Here is a 775-nt window from a genome sequence, read left to right as displayed (position 1 = left end):
ACGGGTCTTCTACTTCGCCATCTTTAATAAGGAAGTTTCGATTTTGCAAATAGGCACTCCTGAAGAAGGCGTAGCGGTCTTCTTTGAATAATAAGTTGTTCGCAGCTAGCAGGTCTGCTCGTGTATCTATTAAATCAACAGCCTTTAGAGCAATACTTTCTTCAGTTGAGAATTCGACAAGATAGTCAACCGGGTCGGCAACGTAATCTACTATTTGTCCGCTAAAGTCTCTGACGGTAGATGGCCCTAGAACAGGTAACACAAGATAGGTAGACTCTTCATAACCCCAATAACCAAGTGTTTGTCCAAAATCTTCATCGCTGGCTTCCAGGCCAAATGAGGTCGCAACATCAAACAAGCCGCCTATGCCAAAAACAGTGTTGTAGATAACTCGGTTAAGAGAAACAACCGCGTTGTGAAACTTAGCCTGCAGCAAAGAGTTAACAAAGGTTTCGACATCATTGAGGTTGCCAAAAAAGTTGGTAACACCTTTATCGACAAAACCGGGCGTTACAAATCTGTAAAGCTTTGCCAAGGGAGTGGCGAGATACTCATCCAAATTATCATTCAATACGAACATGCTTCGATTAAATGACTCATAAGGATCTATTTCTGCGTATCTAGGGTCATAATAAGGCTCTTCTGCTTCATCATTAGCGAATGCATTAAGCGTAAAGGTACTTAGAAATAATAAAATTAGAGCGTGGTAACAAAAGCGCATACTTAATCTCTTATTATAGTTCTGCTTACTTTTTAGTTGTTATAGTTTCTTTAG

General features: G+C 40.1%; 1 protein-coding gene. It reads right to left on the bottom strand.

What is annotated here, in order from left to right:
- Positions 1 to 721 (bottom strand): VacJ family lipoprotein (locus A3729_RS06425; protein WP_068633437.1); only part of this gene is annotated, 721 nt, incomplete at its 3' end.
- Between the last annotated feature and the right edge of the window lie 54 nt (positions 722 to 775).

The organism is Oleiphilus sp. HI0043 (assembly GCF_001634935.1).
Note: the sequence above shows the minus strand (reverse complement) of the source record. Positions and strands in the feature narration are given on the sequence as shown.